This window comes from bacterium (assembly GCA_035308905.1).
In the GTDB taxonomy this organism is placed as follows: domain Bacteria; phylum Sysuimicrobiota; class Sysuimicrobiia; order Sysuimicrobiales; family Segetimicrobiaceae; genus DASSJF01.
In genome coordinates, this window is sequence record DATGFS010000033.1 from 1 (window position 1) to 14,637 (window position 14,637).

The 14,637-nt window shown below is 65.7% G+C and carries 11 protein-coding genes; 3 read left to right on the top strand and 8 right to left on the bottom strand.

All coding sequences use genetic code 11. The features are described from left to right. Nucleotides 1-131 precede the first annotated feature (131 nt). From VKT83_10775 to VKT83_10785, 3 genes are read left to right on the top strand one after another with little or no spacing between them, the layout of a single operon-like run. A complete protein-coding gene (locus tag VKT83_10775; GenBank protein ID HLY22939.1) occupies nucleotides 132-2,192 on the top strand; it encodes a hypothetical protein in 2,061 nt (686 codons plus the stop codon). A 14-nt stretch (nucleotides 2,193-2,206) separates the two neighbouring features. Next, the gene (locus VKT83_10780) at nucleotides 2,207-4,381 is read left to right on the top strand and encodes a sulfatase-like hydrolase/transferase (GenBank protein HLY22940.1); all 2,175 of its coding nucleotides are present in this window, start codon (nucleotides 2,207-2,209) and stop codon (nucleotides 4,379-4,381) included. A gap of 34 nt (nucleotides 4,382-4,415) precedes the next feature. Continuing rightward, nucleotides 4,416-5,351 (top strand): glycosyltransferase, encoded by a 936-nt coding sequence (locus VKT83_10785; protein ID HLY22941.1) that lies wholly within the window; start codon nucleotides 4,416-4,418, stop codon nucleotides 5,349-5,351. Between the two features lie 13 nt (nucleotides 5,352-5,364). Here the strand turns inward: VKT83_10785 and VKT83_10790 are convergent, their stop codons facing one another. The 8 genes from VKT83_10790 to xrtA form a co-directional block, all read right to left on the bottom strand. After that, nucleotides 5,365-7,470, bottom strand: a complete 2,106-nt coding sequence (locus VKT83_10790) for a hypothetical protein (GenBank protein HLY22942.1) — start codon at nucleotides 7,468-7,470, stop codon at nucleotides 5,365-5,367. Between the two features lie 174 nt (nucleotides 7,471-7,644). Next, nucleotides 7,645-8,190 carry an adenylyl-sulfate kinase gene (cysC, locus tag VKT83_10795; protein ID HLY22943.1) on the bottom strand — a complete coding sequence of 182 codons (546 nt, stop codon included), beginning with the start codon at nucleotides 8,188-8,190 and terminating at the stop codon, nucleotides 7,645-7,647. After that, a complete protein-coding gene (locus VKT83_10800; GenBank protein ID HLY22944.1) occupies nucleotides 8,190-9,563 on the bottom strand; it encodes an alkaline phosphatase family protein in 1,374 nt (457 codons plus the stop codon). Before VKT83_10800 ends, cysC begins: the two co-directional genes overlap by 1 nt. A gap of 7 nt (nucleotides 9,564-9,570) precedes the next feature. Further along, nucleotides 9,571-9,801: a CopG family transcriptional regulator gene (locus tag VKT83_10805; protein HLY22945.1), complete on the bottom strand. Its 231-nt coding sequence runs from the start codon at nucleotides 9,799-9,801 to the stop codon at nucleotides 9,571-9,573. Nucleotides 9,802-9,851: 50 nt separating this feature from the next. Continuing rightward, complete coding sequence (locus VKT83_10810) at nucleotides 9,852-12,056, bottom strand: tetratricopeptide repeat protein (GenBank protein ID HLY22946.1); 2,205 nt, start codon at nucleotides 12,054-12,056, stop codon at nucleotides 9,852-9,854. 190 nt (nucleotides 12,057-12,246) lie between these two features. Continuing rightward, a complete protein-coding gene (locus VKT83_10815) occupies nucleotides 12,247-12,882 on the bottom strand; it encodes a hypothetical protein (GenBank protein HLY22947.1) in 636 nt (211 codons plus the stop codon). A 145-nt stretch (nucleotides 12,883-13,027) separates the two neighbouring features. After that, nucleotides 13,028-13,705 (bottom strand): EpsI family protein, encoded by a 678-nt coding sequence (locus VKT83_10820; GenBank protein ID HLY22948.1) that lies wholly within the window; start codon nucleotides 13,703-13,705, stop codon nucleotides 13,028-13,030. Next, on the bottom strand, nucleotides 13,702-14,529 hold the full coding sequence (xrtA, locus tag VKT83_10825) for an exosortase A (protein ID HLY22949.1): 828 nt from the start codon (nucleotides 14,527-14,529) through the stop codon (nucleotides 13,702-13,704). Before xrtA ends, VKT83_10820 begins: the two co-directional genes overlap by 4 nt. Nucleotides 14,530-14,637 lie beyond the last annotated feature (108 nt).

Consider the following 14,637-nt stretch of genomic DNA (forward strand, 5'->3'; position numbering starts at 1 on the left):
GCCGGATTCATATCGGATCTCGCGATCGTAGACTTGTTGTTCAACGAGGGGCCGGGGAGCCTCGCGGCGCTCAAGCGATGCCGAGCCGAAAGTCGGGCGGTGACCGCGTGATGCGGCGAATGCGGAATGCAGTGGCGCGGCGCGCGGCGCTCGCCGCGGCTGCCGTGATCGGGATCGCATGGACGGGCTCGGTTGTGCGGGGCGCTCCCTCCGCGGGTCCGGGCGAGCCGAAGCTGCAGTTCGTGAAGACCGTGCTGACGTGGCACGGCAACGCGGCGCATCTGGTCTGGAGCGACGACGGCAAGACGCTGTTCCTAGCCAATGAAGAGGGCCGGATGTCCGCCGTGAAAATCGACACGTCGAATCCGATGAAGCCGCGCATCGCGGCCACGAACGACGCCGGCAATTTCCTGTGGGCCGCCGATCAGCGGAATGGTGTGCTGGTCTTTCACTCGTCGGTAAACGAAGGGACCCTCCGGCTCGACCCCCGCACGTTCGCGTCGCTATGGAACATCAAGTTGGGCCACAGCCACGCGATCGCAACCGACGGAACCCGCATCTTCCAGCCGCTGGAGGGTAACCTCGGCGCGCTCGTGGTGCTGGGGACCGACGGGAAGGAACTCAGCCGCGTGGCCGCCCCGAACGCCTGGCCCGGCGTGTACGGCGCAGTGTACGACGCCGCCACGAAGCGGCTGTACATCTCGGTCACGCGGGATCCGAAGGACGATACCGCCTCCACCGCGGGCATCTACATCTACGAGGTGGGCGGCGCCGCGCCCGCGTTCCGGGGCCGCATTCCGGGAACGGCCGGAGAGGTTGCCGTGCACGGGCCTCGGGTATGGATCTCCCGCGGCGATGTGCTGGAAGTCTGGAACGTCGCCAACGCGCAGCATCCGCAGCAGGTGGGGTCCTGGGAAGCGCAGGTCGACCGCGGCCCCGGCGGCGCGCCCATCCTGATGGTGCCCGGCGCGGTGGCGGTGAACGCCACAGGGACCCGGTTGTACGCGGCCTACACCTCGGTGTCCGCGAGGGTGGGGCGCGGCGCGCCAGGGTCCGGCGCCCAAGTGTTTCCCGATGCGCCCGCGGGCTTTCTGATCTTCGACGTCAGCGGGAGCACGCCCGCGCTGATCACCAGCGAGGCGTGGCAGTATGATGGTCCCTATTACATGATGCCGCTGGCCGTGGCGTTGTCCCCGGGCGGAAGCACGCTCGCGGTCTCGTACTGGCGGTACGGCGTGCGGCTGTTCGGGGTGGCGCGGGATTCGATCGTCTCGCTTGGGAGGCAGGCGACGACCGGTGAGGCGCACGATGTGTACGTCGATTCACGGGGCATCATGTACGTCTTCGCCAACGACGACGTTCAGATCATCGACCCGCAGTCGGGCGAGCATCTCGACGACGTCCCACTCAGGGGCGGCGGGGACGGCCAGTGGCGTCCGTTCGGGGACGGCGTGGTCATTGTCCGCGGAGGACCGCCGCTCATTCTGACGCTGCGCGATGCCAAGGTCGCCGCGGTGGACGTCGTGCGGCGCGTGCCGACATACATCTGGGACAATGTGTTCGAGGACCCGTTTCTGTTTAGCGGCGGGGAGGACGGCATGCTGATCGTCTCGCGCGTCACCTCGGCCGGGGACGGCCAGTACACCACGCGGGTGGTCGGCCGCGCGACCGTCCCGCGGGCCGATGGACAGCCGAGAGGGGCTTCACAGCTGCTTGCACTGGCCAAGGCCGGCGACGTCATCTGGGCGCTCGGGCCGACGATCGGGGTCGCGGCGTTCGACGTCAGCCGCCCGGAGTCGCCGCAGCGGGTGTTTCAGGATCCCTTCACGTTCAAGGAGAACGGCAATCACGTCGGGCTGGTCGTCGCACACGGCCGGGTCTACGCGGGGGCGGGCGACCACGGCGTGCTGATCTACGATCCGCAGACCTTCAAGCGGACGGGGTCCATCGAGGGCATGAACGTCAACTTTCTCGACGTGATCCGCAACGACTACCTGGTCGTGGCCAACTACTGGTACCCGCAGCAGCCCGAGGGCGTCTACCTGTACGACCTCCGTGCAAACCCGGACCGTCCCGTTTTCGCGGACCGATTTCCTAAGCCACAGGGCAATGCAAACTTTCGCGCGCGCGTGTTCGGCGACCGGGTGTACCGGGTGCCGCTCTACGGCGTGGACATCCTGCAGGCCCCGTAGACGAGGGTTACGCGGTGATCAAACACATCATTCTGATATCGATCGACTCGCTTCGCTTCGATGCCATCGGGTGCGAAGATGACGTCCGCTATTTGCGGCGTTACGGCGTCGAACAGATGCGCAATACGCCGGTCCTTGACGCCTTGGCCGCAGAGGGGGTGCGGTTCCGGCAGGCCGTTTCCGCGGCGCCGTACACAACCGCCTCCCACGCCAGCGTTTTCACGGGGTGCTACCCGCCGCGTCACGGCGTGCGTGCGTTTCTGCGAGATTCATTGTCTCCGTCGGTCCGCACGGTCGCGAAGACCCTGCGCGGGGTCGGCTATCGCACGATCGCCGCGATCGATTTCCACGAACTCTTCCGGTTCACCGGGCTCACGCGCGGGTTCGAACAGGTAATCGCCTCCGACGATCAGGCCTTGCTCGAACTCATGCGAACCCGCCGCGATCAGCATCTCTTTGTCTTCGTGCATTTCGGCGACGTTCACTTCCCGTACAATTACTCCGCGTGCCCCGTACAGCCCGGTGACAACGAAGACGCGTACGATGAGGAACTGCGGTGCGCGGAAGCGCTCGGGTTCTCGCCGGTGGTCCATGACAGGCACAGCCGGGCGGAGCTGACCGATCTTGCTCAGCTGGTCAGGAAATCGTGCGAAGAGCGCGGCGTTGCCGATGCGGTGATGTTCCCGAGATATATGAGGGGCGTCGCGAGATTCGACCAGGGCAGGTTTCGAGCGTTCCTGGGGCGGCTGCGGGGTCTCGATCTGCTCGACGAGGCTCTGCTGATCGTGATGGCCGATCACGGAGAGGCGCCGCTCCCTTCGGCCAAACGGGCGAACCGCCGCCCGCCCATGCGGTTTGAGCATGGAGAGGCGGTGATCGAGGAGCTTATTCGCGTCCCCCTAATTGTCCGCTGCCCCGGCCGCGTTCCGTCGGGACGGGTCGTCAATGCCCAAGTGAGTCTCGTGGATCTCATGCCGACGATCTTCAACTATGCCGGGATGCGCGCGTGGGGTCCCTGTGACGGGGTGAGTCTACGGGATCTCCTCGAAGGGCGCGCGCAAGAGGCGCGGGCGGAGGCGTACAGCGAGGTCTGGTACCATGACTGGAACGCCCTCGACGTGCACTGGTGGCAGAACACCAGCGCGGGGCAGGCTCTCAGGAACGGCGACGATTTTCTCTTTCAGGCCTGCGTGAGGACGCCACGCTACAAGTACACGGAAACGGGGAGTGATCTCACCGACGATGAGATGATTCTCCCGGAGGGTGAATTCGCCCGGGTGGCGGTTCGCAAGTTGCTGGGGCACGTCGAAGACCCGACCGAGATGAGGGCGGTGTTGGCCACCCTTGCGAATGGGGTCGGCCGGGAGGCCCTGGTCCGGGAGTTGCGACACATGCATTTCCAACGCCGGGCGCTCTTCGACTTGAGCTCCGATCCCTTCGAACAGGTCAATGTGCTGGGGCGTGACATCGCGGCTCGGGCACTCGGACAGGAGGCTTCGCCCAACGACGTCGCACGCGACCTCGAGCGGCGTCTTGACGAGATCCAAGGTCGCCCTCAGCCTCGTATTGTGGCGCAAGCCCTGGATCACGACGCGGCCGCCTTCATACCGCCGCGCTTCACCGTCGAATATGACGCCGCCATGCGCGCCAACGTGGATGGAGTATCCGTGACGGGCAACGAGGAAGCGCGGGCGCGCGGATCGTTGCAGGTAGCTCGGGACTTGGCCGCCGCCGGCGACTATAGGCAAATGCGCGCGTGCCTTCGTGATGCGGTTGGCACGTACCCCTGGATCATACGACACGCCTGGGCCCGCATGCTGCTTGTGAGCATGGGCATGATCCTGGCGAGGTCTTCGAGATCGCCGGTCGCCGGTATTCGAGGGTTCTTGCAGGAGATCCGTGCCGCCTTGGGGCGGCTCGACCGACACGACCGCGTGTGGACAAAGCAGTTTGGATCGGATCTGTGGGCGGCAGTGGCACCGTCCTTGTCGTTGGGCTGGGAGTTCGAGCCGGACCATCGCGCGGGAGGCTACGCGGCGGCGGCGGCGATCGTGCTGGACCCCGCGAAGCTGCGCCGAAAAGTGCTCGTCTGGCTCGTCGCGCGCGGTGTTGTTGGCCCCTTTGTGGCGGACACGCTCAGGGGCGTGGTGGAACGCGTCATGCGGCGCGCCGGCGCGCGCGCCGCATAGAGGCTCGCCGAGGAGTCAAGTGGTGTATACAATCGTGGTCCCGACGTACAATCGTGCGCGGGAGCTTCGGACGGCGGTGGAAACCCTGGTGGCGCAGGTTGCGACCGTGCCGTTCGAGATCGTTGTCGTCGATAACCGCTCCTCCGACGACACCCGGGCGGTAGTGGAAGGGTTGAGCGGTGACTCCCGCGGCGTGGTCCGTTATGTGTTCGAGGGCCGGCAGGGTCTCTCGGCGGCGAGAAACGCCGGGATCGCGGCCGCGCGCGGCGACGTCATCGCCTTCGTCGACGACGACGTTCTTGCCGACTCGTGCTGGCTGCAGCGACTTGTCGACGCCTACGAAGCGCACCCGGACGCCTGGTGTATCGGTGGCCGGGTGCGCTTGCAGTTCCCGGGGCCGCACCCCGCGTGGTTTGACGAAACCTCGTCGCTTCTCGCAGCGTACCTGAGTCGCCTTGATCTCGGAGAAGAGACAGTCAGGCTCGATGTTCCCACAATTATCGGCGCAAATCTCTCCGTACGCCGCGAAGCGTTCTCAGTACTCGGTCCCTTCGACACGCGGCTGGGACGATGCGGAGCGTCACTGTACGGCGACGAGGACGTGGAATTTGTCGCCCGTGTGCTGCACTCGGGGCGCGGCGTCTACTATTGCGGGCAGGCCGTCATCTTCCATATCGTGCCGCGCGCCCGTATGACCAAGAGGTGGTTCCGGAATCGGGCATACGCCGAGGGCGCGACTGCGGGATTCCGTGCGGTTCAAAGCGGCCGGCAGTTCGCCGCGCCTCGATTCCTGCACGAAGGGTCGATTCTCGGCAAGGATTGTATCAAGACGCTGGCATTCTGCGCCGCGGGCGATGCCCGCCGGGCGTTTCTCCATGAGCTCGCCGTGCGGAAGCGGTTCGGGCATCTCGAGCGCATCCTGCGCCCCGCCCCGGTTCGTGGTCCGGCGGCAGGATTGGCCGGTCTCTAATATGCCTGAATAGTTAGGGTGGTGCCAGGACATCTATTCCATACAACGGTGCTCGGTAAATCGCCCCAGAAATGCTTCTCGCACGGAAGTTGGCGCCTCCCTGCGGTTGTGGGAACCACGCCGTGAGGACCGGTACGTCGGGATTGCCGGTGATATCATAGACGTAGGTTCCGTCAGGTGACTTCGCGTACCAGTAGTTTGAGACGACGAGATATACTTTAGGGTTGATGCTCTGCTGATTGAGGATGTCCAGAAAATTCACGTTCAGTCCCGCAAGACTTCCGGTCCGTACCAGCTTCGCCGGATCATAAATGAGGAGGCCGGATGCGCCCACGCCGGCGTAGATCCGATTCTGGGCGACGACGAGCCCGTCGTGGGTTCCGTTGGTGTTGAACGTGAACGCGTCGCGGTAGAGCAGTCTCGGCGCGGTAGGCGTACTGACATCGACGGCGACGACGCCAACGTTTTGGCCGAGCGCCCAGACCGCCGTGCCCCGGAGCGCGAGGGCGTTGAGCGGCGCGCTGCCGTAGGTACCGTCGGCCCGCGGCACACGGACCGAGCCGACGACCGTCGCCGTGTACGTCCCCGCCGTTGTCACTCCGATCTTGCTGACTGTAATGGTGCCGGTGTCGCCGCCGGAGTACAGGTAGGTGCCATCGAAGACATCGTCCCATGTGATGCCGATGCTGGGCAGCGGCTGCCAGAAGCTAATGGTCCCTTTTTGGAAGCCGGCAACCACGGGATGCGCCCCCGGCAGCACGACGCGACCATCGCGAAAGGGCTTCCACCCGCCGTCTACTTGCGTCGCAAAGGGCGTGGAGCTCATGAACGTTCGAGTCGCCGGATTGAACGCCTGGATGACGTCATTATCGAAATCGTACACGACGCCGCCGGAATCGACGTAGACGTCGTGCGATTCTCCCGCCGTCGCGACGCGCCCAAGCGCGGTCGTCGCGTCGCTGGCGACGTTGTACAAGGCAACGCCGAATTCCCAATACGCGACGGCCAGCGTCCGGCCGTCCGGGGACAGGGCAAGCGCGGACGGCGATTCCCAATACGGCCGCATGTCGCCGTTGAACGCCTGCACGCTCAATCCTTGGTTCGTCAGTGCCACCGGAGTGCTCTTGCTCACGTCGAAGATCATGAACCCCGCGCCGCCCAGCGGGTTGACGCGACGGGTCACGGCGTCCACAGACTGATAGTCCACGTACAATCGCGTGCCCGCTGCGTTTACGGCCACGCCGCCGAGTTGCGGTATCACGGTGACGCCCCTCTGGTTGACGAGGCTTACGGGGAGCGTGACCGGGGCGCCCGTCCAGGACCCGATCAATGTCGGCGAGCCCGGGGCGCCGACGTTCCAGGCCTGAAGCGTGGCGCCAACCGCGGTCCAGAGGCGCGCCCCGGATGCGGCAATGTTCCAGGCTGGTTGGGCGATGCGTCCGAGGTACGCCGGTCCTCCCCCTTGCGCGACGTAGATGTAGATCCCACCCGGAATGCCTTTCGATGCGTCCGCGGCGCTCCCGACGTACAGATGCCGTGTGGCCGGGTCGTATGTCATCGCATAAACTCGGCTCAAGCCATCGGGCACGGAGACGCGGTCCATCACCGTCCCTGTTGACGAGAGCATGACCAGCGAACCGGGTTTGCCCTCGACGGGGACAAACACGTGGGTCCCGTCCGTGGCGATCGCGTGGCTTGCGCCCACGTTGGTCCCCCAACGGATCGCGAATGTGGCGGGATCGAGGGCCACCGTGGCGCTTCCCAGCGACGGTTGGAACACCAGGAGGCCGTTGCGTTGCGCGTCGGCGTACAAGAAGTTCTCGGGTTTTGCCGTCGCGACGATGCTCGGCGCGGACGGATTGGTGGCGTCGATCTTCACCGCCGGCATGACGCCCTCCTCATTGGCGAGAAACAGCGTCGTGCCGTCGTCGCTCCACGCGACATGCCCCGCGTTGCCCTGGGCCGTTCGGTAGGATGTCTGTAGCGTCAGTGCGGGGAGGGTCGCGGGCGAGACGGCGGCGCCGCCGCCACCGAGCACGACCGCCATGCCCGCGGCCGCGGCGATCGCTGCGACGCGGCCCATGCGGCCGCGTTTGTGTAGCGTCTTGGTAGATTCCATCGTTCCACCCTCAAGCGACCCGCGTCGCCGGCTTCCGCCGGCTTGGCGCGCCGGTCGCCACGGTAGTTGTGCGCGCGTGATCTTGTGCCCAACTTGAGCAGGTACAAGACATCGCGATGGGGGTGCGAGGTTGTGCGGGATTTCTAGGCGCGGGAAGGCGGGGGGCGCCGCGCGTCAGGAGAAGGCGAGGGCCTCCCGCGGGACAAACTCTCTCTCCGCGGCAGCGTCGAGGATGCGGGTCGCCGCCTCTTCGGGCGATATTTGGTCTGTGTCGACGATCAGGTCAGGCGCCTCCGGCGCCTCATACGTGTCCTGCAAACCCGTGAGGTCCGTGATTTCTCCGGCGAGCGCCTTTCGGTACAGGCCTTTCGGGTCGCGCCGGATCGCCTCGCTCAGGCTGCACCGCACCCACACCTCGACGAATGCGGGAATCTCACGGCGCGCTTCGGCGCGGACCGCGCGATACGGCGAGATGAGAGGAATGATCGTGACCACCCCGTTGCGCGCGAGAAGTTTCGCCACGAAGATCACTCGCCGGTTGTGCTCCTCCCGGTCTGCCTTGGAGAAACCCAGGTCTCTGCTCAGTCCCTTGCGGATCTCGTCTCCGTCGAGGATCTCAACGCGCGCCCCGGCACGTCTGAGACGCTCGGCGAGCAACCCGGCCAGCGTCGTCTTGCCCGACGCTGGAATCCCGGTCAGCCAGATCGCGCATCCGTTCATTACCCGACCACCTCCGAGGGGCGTCCCTGCATCGCCGGAGGGACCGGTTCGTCCATCAGCGTCAGCACCGTCGGCGCGACGTCCAGGATGTCCAGGCGCCCGTGGCCGCCGGACGCCCGGCGGGGGTCGTGCAGGATGAAGATCCCGTCGTAGTCGTGCACGGCATCGTCCGGGCCGGTGTCGTTTTCGCTCAAGTACATATCCGGATGACCGACGGTGCCGGCCGACCGCCACGACAGATCGTCGAAATACACGAGGAGATCCGGCGGATCGCCACGCCGCACGGGGTACAACCGCTCGGGCTTGAACACCCGGGTGTCCATCACACGCCCCGATGGGTCGCAAACGGCGGCGAGAGAGGCGGCCAGGCGATCGCGCTCGCGCTCATAGTCCTCGGAGGCGATCACTCCCGACGGCTCGCGACCGCGGACGTTGAGAAAGATCCGCGCGTAGTATCCGCCCCACCCCCACGCGCGGGTGCGGGACCAGTCGATCGGCGCCTGCTCGAGAGGTATCGGAGTGCTCGGCTCCTCGTGAAACGCCAGATGCCCTTCACGGGCGAGCCACTGGTTGACGCAGAAGGCGCCGCGCATCGCTTTGGCGCCGTGGTCGGAGATCACCAGCACAGCCGTTTGGTCGTTCAGCAGGGACAAGATTTCGCCGATGCGAGAATCTAGCAGTCGATAGTATTCGAGCCCCACGCGCTCGTACTTATTGCCGGGCACATAGCCCGGATGGGTGGGGTCGAAGAATTTCCAGAACGCGTGGTGAATGCGATCCAGCCCGATCTCGACGAACCACGCGAGGTCCCACGGCTTGGTCTTGAGAAGCTGCTTGAGGATTGCAAAGTGCTGCTCGGTCATGTCCACGGTCTCCGCCAGCACCCGATCGCGGTCGTCCTTGCGGAACAACACGTCCGCTTTGTAGCGACCCACCAACCCGCGGAGCTCCTCGCCGAGCGAGGCCGGGTACGTCCACGGCCGGCCGTCGGGCGTCATGAAACACGACACGAGGCAACCCCGGACCGGCCGCGGCGGATATGACGGCGGCACGCCGACCACGATGACATTCTTTCCCCGCTGTCCAAGGTAGTCCCAGATCCGCGGGACCGTGATCGAGGTGGACGAGACCGTGTATCCTTCGGTGTAAGTGGATGGCTTCCGATGGCGGAACCCGTAGATGCCCAGCCGCCCGGGATCCTGGCTCGATGCCATGACCGTCCAAGCCGGCACGGTGATCGGCGGATCGCAGCTCTGCATGGCGCCCCATGCGCCCCGGCGGCGGAGCGCCGAGAGCACCGGCAAGTCGTCCGCATAGCGGTCGAACAATAGGGCGGGGGCGGCGCAATCGAGACCCAGCACGAGTGCTTTCATCGTGGGATCAGCCCAGGTATCCGAGGGCGCGGAGCTTCTCTTTGAGCGCCTCCTCGTCTTCGGGGCTAAACCCGTCGCCGGGGTTGGGATCGTCCGAGAGCACTTCCCCCAACACATACTCAACGTACGCGGCCGGCGACGCAAACCCGGTCCCTCGAATGCGGGCCTCGATCCGCTCTACGAGGGGCCGGGGTAAGGAGACGGTAATGTACCCTTGACCGTCCGGCTGGTTCATCATGAGCCTCCTCGGGATTGTGTCGCGTTCGCGCGTGGGGATGCCCGGCAGTCTTATCCTCCGCTCTGGTCCGCTGATGCTTTGAGCAGGTGGCGCGCGTCGTCGGCTCCGGGGAAGCTTCCCCCAATCCCGAGCGCCGTGCGCAACTCCCGCCTGGCCTGCGCAAGATTGCCGGTACGATAGTACGCCGCGCCCAGATGGTAGTGGACGAGCGCGCTATCCGGCCTGCTCCGTACGCCGGCCTGCAGAAGCGGGAGGGCTTGGCCCATCATCCCTTTCTTGTAGTAGACCCAGCCGAGAGTGTCGGTGATTTCCGGAGAATCCGGCACTGCCGAATGTGCCGCGAGCGCCAGTCGCAGCGCCTTGTCGAGGTCGGCGCCGTCCTGCGCGTAGGACCAAGCCAGGTTATTCTGCGCCGGCGCCAGCTGCGGGTTGATTCGGAGCGCCTCCTCATAGTCGGTGCGGGCCTTGGCGGTATCGCCCTGCCGGTCGGCGATCATGCCGAGCATCATGTATCCGGGCGCGTACTGCGGATTCACCCGGACCGCTTCCCGGAACTTGGCGGTCGCCATCGAGTAGGACTTGTCCTGCGCGTACATGGTCCCGAGCATCACATAGGCCGACAGCGTGTTGGGATCGACCGCGATCGCCTGAAAGTACGCGTCTTCGGCGCGCGTCCGGTCTCCCGCGGCCTGATAGATGGATCCGAGCAGCGCGTAGAACGCGCCGGTCTTGGGGGTGCGCGCGATCTGTGCCTGCACGCGCTGGAGCGCGAGGCTTCCCCGCTTGGTGTCGATGTAGGTTTGCGCTTCGGCGGTGAGCGCCGGAACCGAGTCGGGCTGCTGGGCAAGCGCGGTCTCGAACTCGCGAATCGCGTCCTCCGGACGCCCGGCCAGCCGGTACGCGGCGCCCAGCCGGAGCAGCATCGGGATATCGTGCGGCACGGCGGTGACCACCCGGCGGTATTGATCAATCGCCTCTGCGTAGTGCCGCTGGCTCACTAGAAAGTCGCCGATCGTCGCGTGAACCACCGGGCTGTTCGGCGCCACCGATTCCATCGCGCGCAGTTCCGCGGCTGCAGCTTCGGGGTGGCCCTCCTGGACGTCGAGTTGCGCCAACGCGAGGCGTGGAGGCAGGGCCGCGGGGTCCAGTTCAGTCGCGCGGACGAACTGCTCCCGCGCCTGCTTACCGTCGTGCTCGGCAAGGTAGGCGCGACCGAGAAGCAGCCGCGGCACGGCTAATCCGGGTTGGACCGACAACACGAACTGGAACTCCTTGACGGCGGCTGTCGGATCTCCGTCGGTCAAGAACTGTTGTCCGGCGAGCAGGTGGGCCGTCGGGTCCTGAGGATCGCGCGCCAGAAGTTGCGCCACCTCAGCCTTGGCCTCGGTCCATCGAGCCTGTCCCATCAGGAGCGTCGCGATCTTCACGCCGGCGGCATCTCCGCCGAACTTGAGAGCCTCTGCCTTGCGGTAGGCTGCGAGCGCGTCGTCGGGTTTCGCTCGGGCGGCGTTGAGATCCCCAAGCGCGATCAGGAGCGCCGCCTGCTTGGGCATGGTCGCGGACGCGCTAAGGAGTGTCCGTTCCGCGTCGCTCCAGTGACCGTGACGGGCCTGGAACTTGGCGAGCGCAATGCTCGCGTCTGGACTTGTCGGAGTCGCCGCAACACCTTGACGGAAGGCCTGTTCTGCCCCGTCGAGGTCTCCCATGCTCTCCCTGAGCGCTCCCAGAACCGCATAGGCCCCGGCGGGTCGTGGAGTCGCGGCGACGGCCTCCTCGGTTTCGCGAAGTCCGTCGGCGAGGCGCCCCTCCGCGGCGAAGCTTTGGGCCAGGAGTAGGTGGGCGGCACCGTCATCCGCGTTCTTGGTCAAGACCGCGCGGGCCTGGGTCTCCGCGTCTTGCGGCCGCTCCAACGCGAGAAGTGCGGTTCCCAGTTGAACATGCGCGTCGAGATTGCTCGGGTCGATTTGCAGGCTCTTGGCGAGCGCGAGCGCGGCCGATCCGGCGTCGCCGGTCTTCAGGTACGCGACGCCGAGCCTGTAAAAACCGGCGGCGGATCGTGGTCGAAGCAGGATGAGACCGCGCAGCTCCAGGATCGCCTCCCGGTACTGCTCAGCGGCAAGGGCACGGGTACCCCTGGCCAGGAACCGCGAGGCCCGCGCGTCCGGGCTCTCCCACTGACGCAATCCAAACGCCGCCGCGACGACAAGCGCGCCGACGAGCACGAGCGCGATTCGCCTACGCATGAGGCGTGACACGGTCTGTCATCCCCTCCGAACGAGAATTTGGGAACCGTTTCCAAAACTAACAGTAGCGCCCCCGGTCTATGACAAGCATCCATCGTCTGGTTGAACCGCCCGCATGACTCGGGCAGTTCTTCCCCCACAAAAAGACCCGACCCTCGCCGCTTCCGGCGAGGGTCGGGTGTCTTCTCGACTGAGCCCTACGCTAGGCCGCGTGCCACCGGCGCCGCTGCACGACAAGGCCCAACAGGCCTAGGGCCCCGGGTCCGAATAGCACCAAGGCACTGGGTTCCGGAGTGACCGCGAGCCCCACATCCACGCTGTTGGCTACGCTGGTGCCGACCAGTACCTTGATCGTCGGGAAACCGACCGATCCGGTGTCGATGGCCTGCCCGCCGTTAAACTTTGTTGCCGCAAGTGGCGATAGCACCCACGTGCTGTTCGCCATCACGATGGTCGTTTCAGTCGAGCTGGTGATAATGTTGAGACTGCCGAACGATGTCGCGGTGAAGTTATAACCGGCCCAGGCGCCCGTACCGGTTATCGTGGCCGTGGTGCCGGCCGCAGTCCCGTTCGTACTGAACGTGAAGTCGAACGGCGACGCGAGGCTGAACTGGGCACCGTTCCAGACGGCGATCCCGCTCGAGCTGTAAGTGGTGGTTCCGCTCTTGCTCACGACGCCCGTGATCGCTCCGCTGACGCAGGGGGTAGTCGCACTCCCGCTGCTGCAGGAGAAGTCGACGAACGCGCCCGCGTTTGCGGGAGGGGCCTTCACGCCCAGGAGAATCCCCAGCCCGAGTAGCGCCGCTCCTGCGACAACACCGAACGACAGCAGTTTCATGAATCCTCTCCCGACCGTTCGGATACTTGCCAGTCCGATTGCACCCGAAATCCCTTTGTAAAGAAGTGTAGCCTAAGTAGATAAAAACACCATCCATCACTGGATTGAATTTCGCTTGACCCGGTAGCGGGCGATGGATTACGGTTCATCCCCCGTTCGCGGCCGGGCCGGGGAGTAGCCGACGCAGGGTCGGGAACATCGCTCGCACGAACGCGACCTCACGCTCGCTTGTCGCCTCGAGCGAACCGCCAATCGGCGCGTTAATCCGGACCAGCGCCTCATCTGTAGCGTGGCGGGTGAAGGCCGTCCAGGCCAGCAGGCCAATCGCCCGCATCTCGCGCGCGGCGACCTGCCCGTGAATCTGATACCAGTACAGGACTAATTGTTTCTCGTCGCCTTTCTGAATCAGTATTCGGTTCACCACGATCGCGCCCGGCGCCGCCGCCGGTCCGGACACCGGATCCGCCACAGCGATCGGGATCAGGTCCGAATGCATGATCACCCAACCGGCGCCGGGCAGGCACACCGCCGGGGAATGGACGCGGGTATCCACGGGCTGGGCGCCATAGTAGGCCACGTAGAACCACAGGCTATCCCGGGCCGCATTCCAGTACTCCCGCAATAGGTAGTCGTTCACATGCAGGCCGGCAACGACCGCGGGATCGAAGAATTCATCAGATCCCTGCCAGCCGGCGATGCGTATGGGGAATTGCCCGAGCGGCGCGTTGAGGGCCATCTCGGGCGTCTCGGCGACGGCGCGGACGGCGGCCGCCGTCACGAGCAGTGTGACGATTGCCACGAGCGCCGCCGTGGACCGCGTCACGAGAGCGCTCCGCCCGGTCGCATCCGCGGCAGCAAGCACTCGGTTCCGGCCAGCAATCCGAATGCTACGAGGAAGATGACCCAGCCCGAAAACATGTGATAGAAGCCGCGACCGGCCTGCGCACCGAAGAGTTGAACCAAGACCCCCGTGGTCGCGATCCTGGCCGCGTTCGCGATAATCGCGATAGGAATGGCTGCGAGCGTGAGGGCGAGGCGTTCCTGCCATGTCTTCCGCTTGAGGTAGGCGAAGAAGGCGGCGAGGGCGAGCAGCGCCACGAGCGAGCGGATACCGCTGCAGGCCTCCGTGACCTCGAGTCGTATTGTCGGCAAATCGATGATGTTGCCGTCGCGCAGCACCGGTACGTTCATGAGATCCAGGGCGGTCGTGGCCGTTCGAGCCGCCAGCAGTTGGAGCGGAAAGGCGACGATATTGAGGAGCGGCACGGGCAGTGGAATCATGAACAGCAGGTAGGCGAGGGGAAACGCCGCCAACCGGAACACCTGGGGGCCGTAGAGGAAAGCGACCAGTCCTGCGAGCGAAATGACAAGCGACAGGCGCGACGGGTATCCGAATGTGGCTGCTTGCCCGAGGATGAACACGACTGTCCCGGTCAGGAGCAAGACGAAGGCGGCGGGGGCCACGCGCGCGGTGGCTCGCCGGAGCTGGTCGCGTCTCTCCCAGATAAGATACGCTGAGAGAAACGGGATCAGGAACCCGTGGGACGCGTTATCGTCCGAGCGCCATTGCAGCACGAGGTCCCAAATAGTTCGGGCGTACAGAATAGCCAGCGCGCCGGCCACACCCGCAACCCACGCGGCAGCCACAGCCTGGCGTCCCCGCGCCGCAGCGGCTCCCGCCCTGAGCGCCGCGAGCTCTCCTCGCACGATGATGCCGATACCGGCGCCTCCCCTTCGGCGACCGCCCGGATGCTC